The 16,797-nt window shown below is 37.0% G+C and carries 14 protein-coding genes and 2 pseudogenes; 12 read left to right on the top strand and 4 right to left on the bottom strand.

Annotation, left to right across the window (positions count from 1 at the left end; all coding sequences use genetic code 11):
• Positions 1-33 precede the first annotated feature (33 nt).
• The gene (locus G5W_RS0113320; RefSeq protein ID WP_010097393.1) at positions 34-1,176 is read right to left on the bottom strand and encodes an MFS transporter; all 1,143 of its coding nucleotides are present in this window, start codon (positions 1,174-1,176) and stop codon (positions 34-36) included.
• Positions 1,177-1,278: 102 nt separating this feature from the next.
• Between G5W_RS0113320 and G5W_RS0113315 the strand changes: the two genes are divergently transcribed.
• The gene (locus G5W_RS0113315) at positions 1,279-2,139 is read left to right on the top strand and encodes a LysR family transcriptional regulator (RefSeq protein WP_010097391.1); all 861 of its coding nucleotides are present in this window, start codon (positions 1,279-1,281) and stop codon (positions 2,137-2,139) included.
• A gap of 163 nt (positions 2,140-2,302) precedes the next feature.
• Positions 2,303-3,091, top strand: coding sequence for a FixH family protein (locus G5W_RS0113310; RefSeq protein WP_010097390.1), 789 nt, complete (start codon positions 2,303-2,305; stop codon positions 3,089-3,091).
• 58 nt (positions 3,092-3,149) lie between these two features.
• Here the strand turns inward: G5W_RS0113310 and G5W_RS0113305 are convergent, their stop codons facing one another.
• Positions 3,150-3,797, bottom strand: coding sequence for a hypothetical protein (locus tag G5W_RS0113305; RefSeq protein WP_010097388.1), 648 nt, complete (start codon positions 3,795-3,797; stop codon positions 3,150-3,152).
• A 162-nt stretch (positions 3,798-3,959) separates the two neighbouring features.
• On the opposite strand from G5W_RS0113305, the pseudogene putP reads away from it, so the two are divergent.
• Positions 3,960-5,446 (top strand): annotated as a pseudogene (putP, locus tag G5W_RS22280) (sodium/proline symporter PutP).
• A 96-nt stretch (positions 5,447-5,542) separates the two neighbouring features.
• On the opposite strand, the pseudogene G5W_RS23355 reads toward putP, so the two are convergent.
• A pseudogene (locus tag G5W_RS23355) lies at positions 5,543-6,872 on the bottom strand (IS3 family transposase).
• Positions 6,873-7,219: 347 nt separating this feature from the next.
• On the opposite strand from G5W_RS23355, the gene G5W_RS0113285 reads away from it, so the two are divergent.
• From G5W_RS0113285 to G5W_RS0113245, 9 genes are all read left to right on the top strand, one after another.
• Positions 7,220-9,283: a BglG family transcription antiterminator gene (locus G5W_RS0113285; RefSeq protein WP_010097383.1), complete on the top strand. Its 2,064-nt coding sequence runs from the start codon at positions 7,220-7,222 to the stop codon at positions 9,281-9,283.
• Between the two features lie 36 nt (positions 9,284-9,319).
• Complete coding sequence (locus G5W_RS0113280) at positions 9,320-9,808, top strand: PTS sugar transporter subunit IIA (protein ID WP_010097381.1); 489 nt, start codon at positions 9,320-9,322, stop codon at positions 9,806-9,808.
• Positions 9,808-10,098 carry a PTS sugar transporter subunit IIB gene (locus G5W_RS0113275; protein WP_010097378.1) on the top strand — a complete coding sequence of 97 codons (291 nt, stop codon included), beginning with the start codon at positions 9,808-9,810 and terminating at the stop codon, positions 10,096-10,098. Before G5W_RS0113280 ends, G5W_RS0113275 begins: the two co-directional genes overlap by 1 nt.
• Positions 10,099-10,190: 92 nt before the next feature.
• Entirely contained in the window at positions 10,191-11,450 is a 1,260-nt protein-coding gene (locus G5W_RS0113270; RefSeq protein ID WP_010097377.1) for a galactitol-specific PTS transporter subunit IIC, read from the top strand.
• 85 nt (positions 11,451-11,535) lie between these two features.
• Positions 11,536-12,567, top strand: coding sequence for a zinc-binding dehydrogenase (locus G5W_RS0113265; RefSeq protein WP_010097376.1), 1,032 nt, complete (start codon positions 11,536-11,538; stop codon positions 12,565-12,567).
• A gap of 30 nt (positions 12,568-12,597) precedes the next feature.
• Positions 12,598-13,269, top strand: a complete 672-nt coding sequence (gene deoC / locus G5W_RS0113260) for a deoxyribose-phosphate aldolase (RefSeq protein ID WP_010097375.1) — start codon at positions 12,598-12,600, stop codon at positions 13,267-13,269.
• 43 nt (positions 13,270-13,312) lie between these two features.
• The gene (locus G5W_RS23980; RefSeq protein WP_010097374.1) at positions 13,313-13,471 is read left to right on the top strand and encodes a hypothetical protein; all 159 of its coding nucleotides are present in this window, start codon (positions 13,313-13,315) and stop codon (positions 13,469-13,471) included.
• 26 nt (positions 13,472-13,497) lie between these two features.
• On the top strand, positions 13,498-14,544 hold the full coding sequence (locus G5W_RS0113250) for a galactitol-1-phosphate 5-dehydrogenase (RefSeq protein WP_010097373.1): 1,047 nt from the start codon (positions 13,498-13,500) through the stop codon (positions 14,542-14,544).
• A gap of 218 nt (positions 14,545-14,762) precedes the next feature.
• Positions 14,763-16,088 carry an amino acid permease gene (locus tag G5W_RS0113245; RefSeq protein WP_010097372.1) on the top strand — a complete coding sequence of 442 codons (1,326 nt, stop codon included), beginning with the start codon at positions 14,763-14,765 and terminating at the stop codon, positions 16,086-16,088.
• Here G5W_RS0113245 and G5W_RS0113240 read toward each other — a convergent pair.
• Positions 16,085-16,711, bottom strand: a complete 627-nt coding sequence (locus G5W_RS0113240; RefSeq protein WP_010097370.1) for a LysE family transporter — start codon at positions 16,709-16,711, stop codon at positions 16,085-16,087. The two genes, G5W_RS0113245 and G5W_RS0113240, sit on opposite strands and share 4 nt — an antisense overlap.
• Positions 16,712-16,797: the final 86 nt, after the last annotated feature.

The raw sequence follows: 16,797 nt of genomic DNA, 5'->3' as shown, positions 1-16,797 counted from the left end.
CACCTTCATTGTTCATCGACTCATAGTATTTCCCTAAATGGTATTTCTTAAAAAACAGAAAAAATATATGAGTATAACGATGGAAAATATGGAAAAGATCAACCAAACTATTGAAGGTTGAAAAGTGAATAGAAGCCATCCGCCCATTATACTTCCTATAGGCCTGCCTACCCCGTCAGATAAATTGCTTATCCCAAAATATAAGCCAATATTGCCCGACTTATCAGAGTGATTCGCTATAGATGTTTCCATAATTGGAATGATGAATATACTGCCGATTGCGTACATGAAAACAGCTATATATAGAATCCAATTATTGTTCCACATTGCTAAAGTAATAAAGGATAAGGATATCAGTGTCATACCTATATAAATAAAAATGGTTGCCCTGTTGAATTTACTGATTAAAACTCCAACTGGATATTGCAACACTAAACCTGTTATCCCATTTAATAGAAGCACTGTTTGAATATGATTTGTCAATTGTTTGGCGTATTCTGGAAGTGTGACAAATAATTGTGCAAAAACAATATGAAACAAAAGCATGAAAACTAATAAACGCATAAATGCTCTATTGTTAAGAACCTCCTTAAATTGAAAGGATGTTAACTTTTTGAAACGTGATCCTGTAACCGATGAATAAACGAACACCATTAATAAGACCGCACCAAGTATATACATAATCCCCGCAGTAATAAAAACAAAATTAAAGTGTCCAGTCCAAATAACGAGACCAGCTAAGATTGGTCCTGCAAGTAAGCCAGCATTGGTTGCGCATGACCTTAATGAGGATACTCTCGCTCTTTTATCACGATTAGTACTATGCATCATTAGTGACTGTAGGGATGAACTTGCAACCCCTCCACCTAGTCCGGCAAATGAAGTAAAAAGGATTAGCATGAAGAAATCAGAAACACTTCCTACTCCAATAAAACCTATGCCTCTGATTAGTTCTCCAGAGATAGCTAGTTTTTTATGACTATAGATGTCTCCAAGAGGTCCGAAAATAACAGGAGTTGCTTTTTGTGTAAATATATAAATACCTGTTAATGTGCCCGCCATTGTTAAGGTTATATCGTGTATATCTGTTAACAAAGGAAACAAGGGCATTGCCATATATCCACCTGTGGAAAGTAGAAAAATTAGAATTGCAAGAATATAAGTTTGCCTAGTCATCTTACCCCTCCTATAATGAATGGTAATGGAGGAATACTCATAATAAAAACGAATTATTTTAATAGTTTTAATCAATAAAATGAATTAATAGTAGGTGAACTAATGGACCTGGAACAATTAAGAACTTTTGTATCTCTTGCTAGTAGTAAAAACTTTACTCGAACAGCGGAAGAAATGAATGTCGTGCAATCGACTATCACAGCGAGAATAAAGTTGTTGGAAGAGGAAATTGGAGAGGAACTATTTACAAGGAAAACGCGTCATGTGGAAATTACCAACGCAGGAACAGCCTTTTTACCTTATGCTATACGAACACTAGAAATAATGAGTGATGGGATAAAGACGGTTAGAATCCAATCGAAGTTCAGCAATAATTTGGTAATCGGAGGGATGAATTCACTATGGGAGACACCGATATTAGACCGAATCCATACCTATCAAACCACTAATGCTAATACTTCGTTTCGGTTAATTACAGGTCATTCCAAGGATATTGTTGAGAAAATTCAATACGGATTAATAGACGTTGGTTTTGTATATACCCCACCAACATCGGCTTATTTTAAGGTGTACAAAGTTAGAGAGGAAAGAATAGTCCTAGTAGGAGAGCCGAGGTTAGTGAATGAGTTAGCTTCGGTTAATTCTAAAAATCTGCGCGCAAACCCATTTATACATTATAATTGGGGGAATGAATTCTCAGACTGGTTCGAGATGGAGGTAGGAAAACATGAGACGATGCGGTACCGCGTAGATGATGTAGGAGTTGCACTGCGACTTTTGTTAAAAGGTGAAGGCATCGGATTTATGTTGGCAAGCATTAAGGATAAATATGAAAGAGACGGTTTAATTTCTAAAGTGTCTTTTACCCCAACAACGGAAGTTCCCAAACGTTCTGTCTATATGGTAACTTCCAGTAGAAAAGAGGAAAAGATTGAGGACTTTTTAAACTTCATGAAAGGATAATTTTTATCTCGAGAACTGCTGCTGATCACCATATGAATATTCCGTGAACATTTAATCCTATTTGAATAGATTCACATATATTTCACATGGATTTCATTGAATTTACTACCTCCCACTGTTAAAATCATGGTAAAGTTCACCCTAAATAGTTGGAGGAAAAGAAATGAAAAAGATTACATATATATTGTTGTTGTCTTTATTTCTTCTAGTAGCTTTAGCTGCTTGTGGTAATGAAGAGGATAACGAAAAGTCAGAAAAAGAAGAAGAACTAAAAACCCTTGATGTAGTATTTGACGTTCCAGAAAAAGCTGCTGTTGGAGAGAGTGTTGAATTAAAAGCAACCGTTACTTATGGCGATGAGAAAGTAGTCGATGCAGATGAAGTGGAATTCGAATACTGGTTGCAAGGAAACGAAGACGATAGTATAACAGTTGAGGCTAATAATAACGAGGATGGTACTTACACTGCTGAAGTTTCCTTTGATGCAGATGGTATATATGAAATGTATGCTCACACAACTGCTAGAGAATTGCACACGATGCCGAAGAAATCAATTACTATTGGTGAAGGTGTAAATACGGAACATGATGCTGCTGATCATGAACATGAATCAGAGGGCCATGAACACGGTTCGGAAGACCATGAACATGGACATCATGCAGAAGGGTTTAAAATGGAATTTATCGAACCGGCGAGCACAAAAGTAAATTCGGACACAGAACTTTCAGTACATCTACATTTAGATGGAAAACCACTAGAAGGTGCACAAGTTCGCTACGAAATCTTAAGTGATGATGAAACAACAGAATGGGTAAGTACTGTGGAGGTTAATCCAGGAGAGTACACCGTTAATCATACATTTACAAAAGCAGGTACTTATCATATGACGGTTCATGTTGAAAATGATGAGGGATTACATGAACATGAAGAATATGAACTGGAGATAAAATAGTACTGTTAGATTGTATACTTAAAACAAACACGTTTCCTTGAGAAACGTGTTTGTTTTTTTACTCATTAGTAAATCGCTTAGCTAAAACAAGAGAAAACAGTAAAATAAATTCTAATATATTCATCACAGGAAAGTCTTTCATCCATAAACCTATTCCACTCCCAAATATCATCAGGAGTGTACCGATAAATAACCATGGAAAATGAAGCCTTCGCCAGAGAATAAAACCGACACCTACTAGAACGGTTGTTACAACAATAACCATAACACCATTCATCGATTGGCTGCTGCTTTCATATGTTAATAAGCCATTTTCCCAATTGGCGGAAAGCTCAATTCCTATAACGGATGTAAAAAGTTCATATCCTATTAAACACAAGGTAAGTAGAAATGCTATAACTTTTACAAAAGTCTTCTTTGCCAAGGAAATCTCTGCCTCCATACAAATAGACCATGCAAACAGAATGAGGGTTGGTGTAAATAATGCATGTAACCAATACCTAGGATAGCTAAGGTTTTCTAGTAAGGATCCCTCACCAATACAACTTCCAAGAGCAATGATAAAGTTATCATAGATAAGTCCAATAATGACTAACAAGATAATATTAGAAAGTTTGAGATGTTTCTCCTTTCTAGTTAGGCTAATACTCCATAGTAGAAGAAATAGATATCCAAATCCTAGAAAAAAATATACGAATGTATTCATTTGTTCATCCCATTCTCTTTTTTATATTTTCGCCTAGTAACATGATTCTTATGAAAAGGTTGTTTTAATTAGTAGGTATTCTGCATAGTTATGAGAAGAAGTAGTGCAAATAGCATGACTTTTCTTTATAATAAATTAAATAAGGAAAAAGGAGGAGAAAGGATGTCGAATGAAGAGTTTTATCAGCTTCTTGCCATCATTATTTATATGCTAGGAATGCTGGCAATTGGTTGGTATGCCTATCGGAGAATAAAAAATCTGAATGATTATATGCTAGGGGGAAGATCGCTGGGTCCCGCAGTTACTGCACTTAGTGCTGGTGCGGCTGATATGTCTGGCTGGCTATTGATGGGACTCCCAGGAGCCATTTATGTTTCCGGTTTGGGTGAGGCTTGGATTGCTATTGGGTTAACGATAGGGGCTTATTTAAACTGGGTGTTTGTTGCCCCACGTCTACGGACATACACGCAAGTGTCTAATGACTCCATCACAATTCCTAGTTATCTGGATAATCGATTAAAGGACAATTCGAAGGTACTTCGCATTGCGGCCGGTATTATTATACTATTATTTTTACGTTCTATGTATCCTCTGGAATGGTAGCTGGTGGTGTGTTCTTTGAAAGTTCATTTGGATTAAGTTATCATTCTGGGTTATTAATTGTATCTGCAGTTGTTATTGCATATACCTTGTTTGGTGGTTTTCTTGCAGTTAGTTATACGGACTTCGTTCAAGGCTTGATCATGTTCCTGGCACTTATCCTAGTTCCGACGTTTGCAGTATTTTTAACTGGTGGAATTGATGAAACAGCTGATTCCATAAAAGCTGTTAATCCTGAACTGTTGAGCCTATTTGCAGGTACAACTGTAGCCGGTATTATCTCATCAGTTGCCTGGGGATTAGGCTATTTTGGCCAACCACATATTATTGTTCGATTTATGGCGATTAAGAGTGTAAAAGAAACAAAGCAGGCGAGAAGAATAGGCATTGGTTGGATGATACTTTCTCTAATTGGTGCTATTCTAGTTGCATTAATAGGTGTTGCATACTTTCAACAAAACCCTGGAGCAACACTTGTAGATGAGGAAGCAATCTTCATCGCTATCGGTCAAGTAGTGTTTCATCCGTTTATTGCTGGTATCATGCTTGCAGCGGTTCTTGCAGCTATTATGAGTACGATTTCATCCCAGCTAATTGTGACCTCATCTGCATTAATTGAGGACTTATATAAGGCAGTAGTAAAAACGGATGCGACTGAGTCAAGATATGTATTCTTGGGGAGGGTGTCGATTTTAGTTGTTTCGATAGCAGCATTATTCTTCGCATGGACTAGAAATGAAACGATTCTGGATTTAGTTGGATTTGCTTGGGCGGGATTCGGTGCCTCATTTGGTCCTGTCATTTTATTATCTCTATATTGGAGAAAGATCACTGGTATAGGTGCGTTCTCTGGGATGGTAGTAGGTGCGCTTACAGTAGTTATCTGGGGGACTAATGAAAATCTCTCTGGTATGCTTTATGAAATTGTACCTGGATTTATATTAAGTTTAATTGTAACAGTTATCGTTAGCTTTTTAACGTATAAACCAAATCCAGCGATTAATGCTGAATTTGATGAAGCGGTTAGATTATTGAAAGAGGAAGATTAAGGAAATAGTATAGCTATAAAATATCGATACTCAAGGTAATAAAAAAACAGCCCCAAGATTAATCTGTACCCCTTGTAAAGGACATTTTAAAAAAAGCTAGGCTACTTTAAGAAGATGATTTCTGTATTGAACAGGGGTCATCTTTTTCATATTCCATTGATATCTGTAGTGATTGTAGTAGTGGATAGCAGCTTTCACTTCTTGTTTAAGCTCTTCTAAGGTTTCACATGATTTTATACCAGCCAGATCCTTAAAATGACCAAAGAATGATTCCTGTGGGGCGTTGTCCCAACAGTTCCCTCTCCTAGACATGGATTGTCCCAATCTGAATTTCTTCACGAGCTTTTGATAAACAGGGCTGGTATAGTGACCTCCCTGATCAGAGTGTATATAGGCTCCTTTAGCCATTTTGATTCTCCTGTTTTTCTTTAAATTCTTAAGTGTATCCGTAGCGATATCAAGAGTAACTCGATCAGAGACCTGATGAGCTAAGACTTCATTGGTGGAAGCGTCAATAATGGTTGATAAATAGGCCCTTTTTCCTTTCCAAAATATAGATAGGTAATATCCGTAAGAAGGACCTTGTGTGGGATTCCTTGTTTGAATTCCCTGTTAAGTAAGTTCGGGACGACCTTGTGCTCCTGCGTAGCCTTAATAATGCGCTTATAAGGATTCGCTCTCCTAAAAGGAATCTCAATTCCGTACTTCTTCATGATTCTTCTGATTCGCTTGAGATTGAAGACAACACCAAACTGACCTGCCAATACCATCTTAATTTGGCGAGCACCTTTCTTACGGTTTTTGAAATTGTATGCTTTTAAAACAAGGTCTCTGAGGGATGCATCCTTTCTCTCCCGATCCTTCCTTCTCTGAACTTGTTTAGCTGAAAAGTAGTTATAGTAACCTTGACGGGACACTCCAGCTGCTTTACAGAGGTGAGATACCATCCCTGTTAGATTGTATTTTTCGATAACGGAATGAATAAGGTTGAATTTCTGGTCAGTCGACAATTTTATTTCTTCATCCCCCTTTCGGCGAATCGTATCTTTTTTAATAGTTCATTCTCTGCTTTCAACAGGTTATTTTCGGCCTCTAATCTTGCATATTTTTCTTCAGTGGAAAGCTCTCTTTCCCTTGGTCTACCTGAGTTTCCTGACCTTGTGTCACGGAGTCCTAGAATCCCGTGTTTACGATATGCTTCTCGCCATCTTTTGCCAGAAGACTCGATCCGTCTAATACCTAATACCTCTGTATCGAACCCACAGTTTTCAAATATCTCTCTAGGAAACTTCCCCTGTTCATATTGAGTTATAAAGTGCTCCTTAAACTCATCTGAATAGGTAATACCTTTGGGACTTACGGATTTTACATATGGATTTTTAGCTAGTAATTCGATCTCTTTTTCCGTGAATAATTTTTTACTCATACTATCTCTCCCGCACTGTTTTTAATCTATTGTACATAAAAATACCCTGTGCAGCAGACTTTTTTTAATGTGTCTACTACACAGGGTACAGTTTAGATGGATAGGGGCTGTTTTTTTGCATTGTAAATGACTTTCAAAATTTATCGAGATTTACTCCAAACCTCTCCTATAAAAATCGATTCAAAACAAAAGTAAAATTGTACATAAAAGTGAACAACATGTGTGATTATTAGGATTTATTATGTAAATCACAATATTGAACATAGATTGTTCAATTAATTGTGATGAAAACGATTACAAATGGTGTATAATAGGTGTTACAATATAGATGTCAAGGGGAGATATCAATGAGTCTAAGTGATAGACACAAGTATATATTAGAGGAATTAACTAGTAATCCTAGTATCACTAGTACAGATCTTCAACAGGAATTTAATTTAACCCGTAGACAACTTGGTTATAGCATTCAAAAGATAAATGAATGGCTGGTAAGCAACGGCTTTCCGGTTATTGAGAGGACTAGACAAGGGCATTTTGTTATAAACCAAGCAATATTTACAAAGTTTAGTGGTAACCATGAACAAACTGCAAATGATACAGATGCAATAGTTCTTCGAGAAGAAGAGCGGGTTCATCTTATCATCCTGATGCTATTAAGTTCAGAAGAGGAGTTGTCTTTAAATCATTTTACTTTTGAACTGGCTGTTAGTAAAAACACCATTTTAAATGATTTGAAGCAGGCACAAAAATATGTGGAAGATTACGATTTAATTATTAAGTATTCGAGAAAGTTTGGTTATTTACTCAAGGGTGAGGAGTTTCATATTCGTAAATTACTTATGCATATGACCACTTACATATTACAAATGACTAACGGTGATAACCTACTAAAAAAGATTGCTAGTATTCAAGATAACGATGTTACTGAATTTAAGAAGCGCGTGGAAGAAGTTGAAAAACAACTTAGCTTGGAATTCACTGATGAGAGAATCCGAGCTATGCCATTTATCATCCTTCTTATATTAAGAAGAATTAAAAATGGACATCAGTTGAACTCCTTTCCGATTGAATATAAGGAGCTTTCCAATACAAAAGAATATAAAGCAACAGAAGAGCTTCTATATGATATGAAGGATATTTCATTATCCGAAAGGCTTTTTATCACGCTTCATTTACTCACAACAAATGTCTTTTCAACAGAGTTTATGGAAGAAAGTGTGATACCGAAATTATTACCGGCAATCGATAATATGTTAAGACTTTTTGAAAAAAGTGCTTGTATTTATCTTCAGGATCGTAATCAACTACTAGATAAGCTCATGCAACATATGAAGCCTGCTTACTATAGAATTAAATATCATCTTACAGATACTATCCTCTTTCAAGGAACAGTAAGTAAGGAATTCAAAGAGCTGCATCACTTAGTTAAACGTTCGATAGGTCCACTTCAGGATTTAATAGGAGTGGAAATACCAGATAATGAAACGGCTTACATCACAATGTTAATAGGCGGGTGGATGAACAAGCATGGTGAGAGTATTGATAAGAAAGTAAAAGCAATTGTAGTTTGTCCACAAGGTGTATCGGTCTCAAGATTACTCTTTAACGAATTAAGAGAACTGTTTCCAGAGTTTGTATTCCTGGATAACTTGTCAGTACGACAATTCTTGAGATACCCATTAGAATATGATGTGGTTTTTTCTCCAATCAATTTAGAAACAGACAAAAAGTTATTTGTAACGAAGGTTTTCCTTGGTAAAGAAGAAAAGTACCGCCTTAGAAAACAAGTAATGTTAGGTGTTCATGGTTTTGTACAAGAAGATGTAGATGTAAATAGTCTATTAGAAATTATTTCTAAACATGCCTCTATTCATAATAGGAGTCAACTAAAGGAAGAGTTGAAGAAATATCTTGAGCCAAACGAAAGCGGGCACTATGTTAGTCAGGATGTTACAGGAAATGACAAGAAATTAGGAGATTTAATACATCATGAAACAATTACATTAGTTGATTCAATTGATTCTTGGGATGAAGCAGTGAGATTAAGTGCAAAGCCCCTCTTGGAACTGGAGAAGATAGAAGAACGATATATTGATGCTATGATTCGTTACTGTAAAGAGGATTCGTATATCGTCATCGCACCGGGCGTGGCAATACCACATGCTGCACCAGAGGATGGGGCTAATGAGGTTGGGATGAGTCTACTTCGGATAAGGAATGGTATATCGTATACCAATGATTATAAGATTCATTTGATTATTGCCATATCTGCAGTAGATAAGCAGCAGCATATCCATGCATTAATGCAGTTAATGAATATGGTAGGATCTGAGAAAGACCGGGTTAGCTTGATAAATGCTGATTCCATTAACACTGTATATGAAATAATCCAAAAATATACAAATAAATAACGCAACTGGGGAAATAAAAGAAGCGGAGTGACAACAATGGGGAACTTAGTATTTGATGAATCTGTGATTCTATTAAATGTAAAAGGTGAAACAAAAGAAACTGTATTGGAGAACATTGCTAGGAATTTAGTAGATAAAGGACTAGTAAAGGAAAGTTTTATTTCAGCGATTCTAAAGCGTGAGAGTGAGTTTGCTACAGGATTACCGACTGCAGGTGTTTCTGTTGCAATACCACATACTGATGTTGAACACGTAAATCAAGCGACTATTAGTGTTGCAGTTCTTGAACATCCAGTAAATTTTGTCATCATGGGGGATGACAGTGAAACTACACCGGTTCAACTAATTTTCATGCTGGCGATGGATGAAGCACATTCTCAATTAACGCTGTTACAAAAACTAATGAAAATTTTCCAAGATGAACAAACGTTAAGTGCATTAGTTAAAGAAACAAATAAGTCAAACATTAAAAATCTACTAGAAGAAAAATTAGACCTTAGGGCATTTGAAGGAGGTGAAAGATAATGGCGAAAAAGACCGTATTAGTAGCTTGTGGAGCAGGCATTGCCACTTCTACTGTTGTAAATAGTGCTATTGAAGAAATGGCAAAAGAACATAATATCGATGTGAATCTAATTCAAATTAAGATTGCAGAAGTAGGTAGCTATGTAGATTCAGCAGATCTTTTAGTAACAACTGCAATGACAAAAACTGAATATCCATTCCCAGTTATCAATGCACGTAATTTCTTAACTGGTATTGGTGTAGAGGATACTAAAAAGCAAATCTTAGAGGCATTAAAAAATAGTAATTAGGAAATTGTCTATAGGTCAGGCAATATATAATTGCGCCTGGCCTAATAGGACAATGAGGACTACTAATTTGCTTTAATAGGGGGAAGAAAAGGATGGAATCATTCGTTGATTTTATACAAGGATTTTTAGGCTTAGGGGCAACTGTTATCCTTCCAGTAGCAATATTTTTACTCGGCTTATTCTTTGGACAAAAGCCTGGTAAAGCATTTCGTTCAGGTTTAACAATCGGGGTTGCGTTTGTTGGTATATTCTTAGTTATTGACTTATTGACACTCAACCTAGGACCTGCAGCGCAGGGCATGGTAGATCGTCTAGGGGTGGAATTAAACGTAATTGACGTCGGTTGGCCGGCAACATCATCCATTGCTTGGGCATCTGTTGTGGCAGCGTTTATTATACCTTTAGGTTTAGTTGTAAACGTTGTCATGCTATTAACAAAAACAACCAAGGTTATGAACGTTGATATTTGGAACTACTGGCATTACACGTTTATGGCTGCTGTAATTTACTCTATTTCTGGCAGCATCATTCAAGGTTTAATTGCTGCTGTACTTTTCCAAATTGTATGTCTTAAGATTGCAGACTGGACTACGCCGATGGTTCGAGACTTCTACGAAATGCCAGGTGTTTCCGTTGCGACAGGTAGTACTATTTCATATGCTCCATTTATCTTCTTAGTAAAAGGTCTTCAAAAGATACCAGGGATCAACAAATTGCAAGCAGACTCAGATTCTATTCAAAAGCGATTTGGTATATTCGGAGATTCTATGGTAATTGGTTTAATCTTAGGTGCGGCAATTGGTGCACTTGCTGGATATGATGTTGGTAAAATTATCAACATTGGTATGTCGATGGCTGCAGTTATGATCTTAATGCCACGTATGGTTAAAATTCTGATGGAAGGTTTAATGCCTGTATCAGAATCGGCACGTAATTGGTTAAACAAAAAGTTTGGTGAGAGTGATATTACAATCGGACTTGATGCGGCTGTACTTTTAGGACACCCGTCCGTTATTGCAACAGCACTAATTTTAACACCAGTTACAGTATTAATTGCTGTAATCCTACCGGGCAACAATGTCTTGCCTTTTGGTGACTTAGCTACTATCCCGTTTGTAATCGCATTCATCGTTGGTGCTGCAAGAGGAAATATTATTCACTCCGTAATTGTTGGTACAATCATGATTGCATTATCTCTTTATATGGCAACTGATATTGCACCTGTATTTACTCAAATGGCTGTTGATGCAAAGATTAATTTACCAGAAGGTTCAGCGTCGGTTTCTAGTATCGACCAAGGTGGTAACCTAGTTAACTGGATTATCTGGAGAGTGTTTGATTTGTTCAACTAATTAATTTGCTAAATATTAGTGGGGAATGGGATTCCTCACTAATATCTGTTGATAGTAGTAGTACGGCATAAGGAGGAATACATCCATGAAATCTCTAGTAAAAACGGAATTAGGCTATGGTAATTTAGAAGTACAAGAGAAACCGATACCATCACCTGGTCCAGATCAAGTGAAAATTGAAGTAAAATATGCAGGTATTTGTGGCTCGGATATTCATACATATGAAGGTCATTATAAAGTTGCTGTCCCAGTAACGTTAGGCCATGAATTTTCTGGGGAAGTTGTTGAAGTTGGTGAAAATGTAACCGAGTTTAAAGTAGGGGATCGTGTCACTTCTGAGACAACTTTTTACATTTGTGGGGAATGTGAATACTGTAATACGTTAGATTATAACCTTTGTAATCACCGAAAAGGACTAGGTACGCAGCAAGACGGAGCATTTGCAAAATATTTAATTGCCCGGAAGGAAAGTGTACATCTTCTGCCAGATAATGTAGATTATCAATCTGCAGCAATGACAGAACCATTAGCTTGTACGTACCATGCGGTTTCTAAAACAGAAATTAATCAAGGTGATGTTGTTGTAGTTATTGGTCCTGGTCCCATTGGCCTTTTAGCGGCACAGGTAGCAAAAAGCTATGGAGCTACTGTTATTATTACTGGACTAACCAATGATAAAGTGCGATTGGATAAAGCATTAGAAGTTGGAATTGACTATATAGTCAACACACAAGAGCAAGATTTAAAAGAAATTGTTAATAGATTAACAAATGGATACGGAGCAGATGTGGTACTCGAGTGTTCAGGAGCAGTCCCTGCTGCAAAACAAGGCCTAGATATTCTACGGAAAAAAGGTCAATATGCACAAGTTGGATTATTTGCTCAGCCTGAAATCATGTTCGACCTAGAAAAAATCATTCAAAAAGAAATTAGAGTCGTAGGTAGTCGTAGTCAAAAACCTGCAGACTGGGAGCCTTCTCTAGCCCTAATGAACGAAGGGAAAGTGAATGCTAAAGCCTTAGTAACTCATGTATTTGATATTACACAATGGGAAGAGGCATACCAATCTATTAAAAGTGGTGAAGCGATTAAGGTATTACTAACCCCAGTAGAATAATAGAGAACTATGATAAGGAGGACAGTTATAATGAACAAGCAAGAATTGATTAACATAATAGATTACACATTGTTAAAACCTACCGCTACAAACGAGGACATTAAGGTTTTTTGTGAAGAGACTATTACGCATGGATTTAAAACGGTATTTGTGAATCCTTATTATGTCTCCTATGCAGCTAGTCTACTATCGCCACATGAGATTAAAGTAGGCGTTCCGATAGGTTTTTCATTGGGTGGAGCAACAACCCATGTGAAAGTAGAAGAAACAAAAGAAGCTATCCGTAATGGTGCTACAGAAATCGATATGCTAATTAACTTAGGCGCGCTTAAGTCTGGGGATTACAATATTGTACGTGATGATATAGCTGCCGTAGTGGAAGCGTCAAATGGGTTAACAACAAAAGTAATAATCGAAACAGCTTTATTAACAGATGAAGAAAAAGTAAAAGCAACGGAGTTAATCATTGCTGCAGGAGCAGACTTTGTTAAAACAGCTACAGGATTTAATGGTGGTGGAGCAACAGTAGAAGATGTTCGGTTACTACGTTCAGTTGCCGGAACTAAGATTGGTGTAAAAGCGGCAGGCGGTGTGAAAACGTTTGATGACGCTATTAAAATTGTTGAAGCTGGTGCAAACCGAATAGGTGCAAGTGGTGCAATTGAAATTGTTAATGGTGGTGTCTCAACATCTACCTACTAAGCATAGGATAACGTTGGTTGTTATGAAATGAGGGGGAAGTATTATGGTAGAAACTCTATTAGATTTTATGTTAGGACCTTTTCGAGCTATTAGTGCGTATTATTTTGAACATCAATTGATATTTAACACGATAGTTATTGGTATCGCAATTTATAAAATTTATACTAGTAGCAAAAAAACTGGAAATAAGTCAGCTAGTTAAACACAGCAAGGGAAAGGGTGTTTGTTTTGAAGGCATTAAATTTATATGGTATTGAAGACCTTCGATATGAAGAGTCCACTCCCAAACCAGCCATTGAAAACGAAAATGAAGTCATTATTCGAGTGAAGGCAGTAGGCATTTGTGGATCTGATACGTCTCGTTACAAAAAACTTGGACCATATGTGGAAGGAATGACATTTGGTCATGAGTTTGCAGGAGAGGTTGTCGAAGTAGGAAGAAAGGTAACGAATGTAAAAGTTGGTGACCGAGTTGCAGGTTGTCCAGCATTTATATGCGGAGAATGTATTTATTGTCAGAAAGGTGAACCTTCTCGTTGTGATAAGTTGTCAGTTATTGGAGCTTATCGTCCTGGTGCATATGCTGAATATACTAAGCTTCCAGCAACTCACGTCATTCCACTTCCTGATAACGTAGATTATGATACCGCAGCAATGGTAGAACCATCAGCGGTAGTAGCACACGGATTTTATCGAACAAAAATTCAACCAGGTGCTGAAGTAGCCATTATGGGTGTGGGGAGTATTGGCCTACTCGCCGTACAATGGGCGAAAATATTTGGTGCCAAAAAAGTCTATGCAATTGATATTGATGATAATAAATTGGCAATTGCTAAAGAGCTTGGTGCGGATGTCGTAATTAACTCATTAGACAAGTTAGCTCATGAGGAAATAATGGAATATACAAATGGTCATGGTGTGGACATTGCAATTGAGTCTGCTGGGTCTCCAATTACCTCTTCGCAAATATTTGCTCTACCGCGCAAAGGTGGAGAAGTGGTATTTTTAGGTATACCGTATGCAGATATTAATATTGAACGCTTTTTCTTTGAAAAGATTGTTCGTAATGAATTAACAGTTTATGGTTCATGGAATGCGGTTTCTACACCGTTTCCAGGTAAAGAGTGGAGTTCTACCATACATTACATGAGTACAGGACAAATTGTATCGTCACCAATGATCTCTCATCGACCGACATTAGAAGAAGGGCCAGATATCTTTAGAAAGATAGTTAATCGTGAGATAGAGTCGGTTAAAGTAATCTTTCACCCTTAATATATAACCATAACAACCAAGGATAAATGTTCCGTTTAGGTTCTCCTATTATAAAGCTCGCAATAAGTCGTACTGTGAATATTCACAGTACGACTTATTATTGATTTAAGTGTGGTATTTTATTTTATGATTAGATGGAACTGCCATTACTTTTTAAGGTTTTTTTAGACCAATTTGGGGATTTTATATACTGTCCATATAAACAGGAGGAATACCCAATGGCTCAATCAAATCAAGATAATAAAAATATGAAATGGTGGCAGTTATCCTTATTTGGTGTCGGTTGTACGATCGGAACTGGCTTTTTTTTAGGCTCTAGTGTTGGAATTCAACAAGGTGGTCCATCGATTGTATTTGCGATGATTCTTGCAGGTATTGCAACCTACATTGTATTTGATGCGTTAGCAAAGATGACAGCCAAACAGCCTGAAAAAGGTGCTTTTCGCACTTATGCCAAACAGGCATACGGTCGTTGGGCTGGATTTAGCATTGGTTGGATTTATTGGTTTGTAGAAATATTAATTATGGGTAGTCAGCTAACTGCTTTGTCCATCTTCAACCAGTTTTGGTTTCCGAAATTACCTTTATGGATATCTGCAATCATTTACGCGGTATTAGGGCTATTTGTTTTACTTGTAGGAACAAAGAAGCTCAGCAAAATTGAGAATATCTTTGCTGTCATGAAACTGGCTGCGATATTAATGTTTATCGTTATAGCAGCTGCCTTTGTGTTTGGAATTGTGGGTGGTGCCGACAATCTTCAAGTTCCGAAGAGGATAGGAGATGTCTTTCCAACAGGAGTAATTGGATTTTGGACATGTCTTATATTTGCGTTTTATGCTTTTGGTGGAATTGAAGTGATGGGGCTAATGGCAACACAGCTTAAGGATCCAAATGAAGCACCGAAGTCTGGTAAAGTAATGATTTTTACGATAGTCATAATCTATACGATAGCTTTAATCCTAGCTTTATTACTTGTTCCGTGGGATGGAATCAATACGGAAAAAAGTCCTTTTCTAACAGCGCTTCAAGACTTTAATTTAGGTTTTATTCCACATATTTTTAATGGCGCTTTAATTATTGCTGGTTTCTCTACGATGGTGGGATCATTCTATGGAGTTACGACTATCCTAGTATCGTTAGCGGAAGATGGGGATGCTCCTTCTTTGTTTGCAAAAAAAGGAAAGCTTGCGGTTCCGCTGCCTTCCTTAGTTCTACTGATACTAGGAATAACTGTTTCCATAATTTTATCCTTGGTTTTACCAGAAAAAATATATACTTATATAACAACAGGTGCGGGTTTGATGCTTCTATATAATTGGTTGTTCATTATACTATCTGCCATCAAACTAATCGAGGTTACAGGTAAAGAACGAATCAAATATTATATTGGTATCTTACTTTTGCTAGTTGGAGTAAGCGGTACATTACTAGATAAAGCAAATCGTCCAGGGTTCTTTATTAGCCTAGGTATTATAGCTGTTATCGGTTTATTTATCCTAATCCTAAGAAAGAGATGGAAAAAGGAAAAACAAACTGCTTAATGGATTAATCGTAGTATCCCTTGCCATCCAAAATATAGTCCAAAGCATACCAGGATTAATCCTGAAGTAAAAGCAATAAAGGTTAACACACGCTGGTTCAATAGTTTCCGGAAACTACTTGATAGTGTTGCCATTACGACATCCCATGTCAGTAATCCAATAAAAATAGCACCACTATAAAGCAGTAACTCTTGATATCCGTAATTCTGAGCGGTTTTTGCTAGTACCGAACCATAAATTCCTAGCCAGAAAAGGATGGACAACGGATTCGTAAGCGACATAATGAATCCCGTAAAAAATGACTTTTGTAGTGGTTCTTTGTGGCGTTGGTCAATGGATTTTATCTCCTTTGCACTGACCATGCTCTCTATCCCGGTGTAAATTAATACAAATCCGCCAAATAACCAAAGGAATGTCTGTATAAACGGTGCTTCAAGTACATGGATAATTCCTAGATAAACAATAGCCATATAAAAAGCATCAGCTGTAACAGCTCCCAGCCCTACAAACCAAGCTGGGAGGAATCCGCCTTTAATTCCCCGATCTAGTTGAGCAGCATTTACAGGGCCTATAGGTGCTGCCAGAGATAGCCCTAATAAAATGTAACTGAAAAATACTCCCAAGGTTAACACTCCTATTCCTTAAATCTATCTATTTATTTCTATTCATCTGGATAGGCTTGTACAACTAATTAAGCTATTTTTTTACA

The sequence above is a fragment of the Ornithinibacillus scapharcae TW25 genome, from assembly GCF_000190475.1.
Lineage (GTDB): Bacteria > Bacillota > Bacilli > Bacillales > Amphibacillaceae > Ornithinibacillus > Ornithinibacillus scapharcae.
The sequence above is the reverse complement of the archived record's forward strand: the minus strand, read 5'-3'. Positions and strand labels throughout refer to the sequence as shown.

Excerpts from the sequence above, each read along its gene's own strand:
- G5W_RS0113320 (WP_010097393.1), bottom strand. The coding sequence starts at position 1,176 with ATGACTAGGCAAACTTATATTCTTGCAATTCTAATTTTTCTACTTTCC.
- G5W_RS0113315 (WP_010097391.1), top strand. The coding sequence starts at position 1,279 with ATGGACCTGGAACAATTAAGAACTTTTGTATCTCTTGCTAGTAGTAAA.
- G5W_RS0113310 (WP_010097390.1), top strand. The coding sequence starts at position 2,303 with ATGAAAAAGATTACATATATATTGTTGTTGTCTTTATTTCTTCTAGTA.
- G5W_RS0113305 (WP_010097388.1), bottom strand. The coding sequence starts at position 3,797 with ATGAATACATTCGTATATTTTTTTCTAGGATTTGGATATCTATTTCTT.
- G5W_RS0113285 (WP_010097383.1), top strand. The coding sequence starts at position 7,220 with ATGAGTCTAAGTGATAGACACAAGTATATATTAGAGGAATTAACTAGT.
- G5W_RS0113280 (WP_010097381.1), top strand. The coding sequence starts at position 9,320 with ATGGGGAACTTAGTATTTGATGAATCTGTGATTCTATTAAATGTAAAA.
- G5W_RS0113275 (WP_010097378.1), top strand. The coding sequence starts at position 9,808 with ATGGCGAAAAAGACCGTATTAGTAGCTTGTGGAGCAGGCATTGCCACT.
- G5W_RS0113270 (WP_010097377.1), top strand. The coding sequence starts at position 10,191 with ATGGAATCATTCGTTGATTTTATACAAGGATTTTTAGGCTTAGGGGCA.
- G5W_RS0113265 (WP_010097376.1), top strand. The coding sequence starts at position 11,536 with ATGAAATCTCTAGTAAAAACGGAATTAGGCTATGGTAATTTAGAAGTA.
- deoC (WP_010097375.1), top strand. The coding sequence starts at position 12,598 with ATGAACAAGCAAGAATTGATTAACATAATAGATTACACATTGTTAAAA.
- G5W_RS23980 (WP_010097374.1), top strand. The coding sequence starts at position 13,313 with ATGGTAGAAACTCTATTAGATTTTATGTTAGGACCTTTTCGAGCTATT.
- G5W_RS0113245 (WP_010097372.1), top strand. The coding sequence starts at position 14,763 with ATGGCTCAATCAAATCAAGATAATAAAAATATGAAATGGTGGCAGTTA.